Below are 1,238 nucleotides of genomic sequence, written 5' to 3'. Positions count from 1 at the left end.
CAGGGCTTCCGCATGAAGAGGCCCGTGGCTAAAGGGCTGGAGCGGTTGTTCGTTGCGGCGTGTTCAGGTTTACTCTCGCTTTTTGCCGGAACGAGAGATGCCGTCGATCATGGATGCGTTTGCTGACCTGCGTGACCCGCGTTGCCGCGAGTGCCGTTATCCGCTGGAAGAAATTCTGTTCACAGCCCTGTGCGCCACGCTTTGCGGCGTGGAGGACTGGGAAACCATCGTGCTGTGGGGCCGCACGCAGCTGGCGTGGTTGCGCAGGCATCTGCCCTATGTGAACGGCATTCCGTGCGAGGACACGTTCAGGCGCGTGTTCAGCGGATTGAGTCCGGTGGCCTTCGAGCGATGCTTTATCGCATGGGTCGCGCGTCTGTGCCCGAGCCTGACAGGCCAGCACGTTGCCATAGATGGCAAGACGGTACGGGGCAACGCGGGCAAAGGACATGGACCGCTGCATCTGGTGTCGGCGTGGTGTTCCGGTAACGGGCTGAGTCTGGGGCAGATCGCCACGGCCGAGAAGAGCAACGAAATTACCGCGATTCCTGAATTGCTGAAAGCGCTCGACCTGTCCGGAGCTACCGTGACGATCGATGCGATGGGTACGCAGCATGAGATCGCGCAGGCGATCATCGATGCCGGTGCTGACTACGTCCTGATGGTCAAGGAGAACCAGCCGACGCTGGCGGAGAGCCTTCGCGACTGGTTTGCGTCGGTGCAGGCCGGCGGGCTGCACCGTCCATACTGGGAGCATACGACGCACGACAAGGGACACGGCCGGATCGAAACCCGCGTGTGCCGGGTGAGCGATGACGTTCAATGGCTCGCGCAGATGGGGCAGCACTGGGCAGGTATCGAGCGTATCGCGATGATCGAACGCACGCGTCAGATCGGCGAGCGCATATCCGTGGAACAATGCTACTACATCAGTTCCCGGTCAATGAAAGCGATCGAGATGTCGCGGCTTGTGCGTGCCCATTGGGGCATAGAAAATCAACTGCATTGGGTCCTCGACGTCTCATGGGGCGAAGATGCCCAGCAGACCAGGGACAAGGCCGCCGCCCGCAATATGGCGAGCCTGAGAAAGATCACCCTGAATCTGGCGCGTATGGCACAACAGCAGCAGCCCAAAAAGGTCAGCCTGAAAAACATTCGCAACCTCGCCGCATGGGACACCGCTATGCGCGAGTCCGTTCTGGGCCTTGCCTGACAAGGGCCTTCATGCGGAAGCCCTG

1 protein-coding gene is annotated in these 1,238 nt (G+C 60.8%); it reads left to right on the top strand.

Features of this window, described 5'->3' with window-relative positions:
* Positions 1-97 precede the first annotated feature (97 nt).
* The gene (locus CFB82_RS41555) at positions 98-1,213 is read left to right on the top strand and encodes an ISAs1 family transposase (RefSeq protein WP_089487966.1); all 1,116 of its coding nucleotides are present in this window, start codon (positions 98-100) and stop codon (positions 1,211-1,213) included.
* Positions 1,214-1,238: the final 25 nt, after the last annotated feature.

The sequence above is a fragment of the Burkholderia sp. HI2714 genome (genome assembly GCF_002223085.1).
Lineage (GTDB): Bacteria > Pseudomonadota > Gammaproteobacteria > Burkholderiales > Burkholderiaceae > Burkholderia > Burkholderia lata_D.
The sequence above is the reverse complement of the archived record's forward strand: the minus strand, read 5'-3'. Positions and strand labels throughout refer to the sequence as shown.

Bases quoted from the DNA above. Each gene is read 5' to 3' on its own strand.
- CFB82_RS41555 (WP_089487966.1), top strand. From the start codon at position 98: ATGCCGTCGATCATGGATGCGTTTGCTGACCTGCGTGACCCGCGTTGC.